The sequence below is a fragment of the Sphingobacterium faecale genome (assembly GCF_016746095.1).
Taxonomy (GTDB): Bacteria; Bacteroidota; Bacteroidia; order Sphingobacteriales; family Sphingobacteriaceae; genus Sphingobacterium; species Sphingobacterium faecale.
In genome coordinates, this window is the sequence record NZ_JAERTY010000052.1 from 1 (window position 1) to 347 (window position 347).

At 55.0% G+C, this 347-nt stretch carries 1 protein-coding gene; it reads right to left on the bottom strand.

What is annotated here, in order from left to right:
• Nucleotides 1-218, bottom strand: a 218-nt coding sequence (locus JKG61_RS22835) for a hypothetical protein (protein ID WP_202105318.1), incomplete at its 3' end; no start/stop codon positions are given.
• Between the last annotated feature and the right edge of the window lie 129 nt (nt 219-347).

The following is a 347-nucleotide window of genomic DNA, read 5'->3' on the forward strand; positions in this document are numbered from 1 at the left end:
AGTAAGATATGATGGAGGTGCTCCAGCTCGGCAGCTGCTGGTTCTCTGTGTTTGGCCAGCCAGTCGGTCACGATGTTGTAGCCTACGATCAGATGGCGCCCGATGGGTACATAGCTCAAGAAGTCGCCACAGGCTGCGTAGATCTGATGCTGATAGCCTTCGGTCAGCAGGAGCCCCTGATCCACGATCTCGCTGATGCCGTAGCCGCCCTGTAGCATATACTGCCAGTGTATATCGGGATGGTGGATGGATACGGGTAGGTACAGGGGCTCTCTAGCCTCGACCTCGATGCAATAGGGCAGGATGTACTTGCTCTTGTACCATTGTATACTGCACCAGCTGTCGTC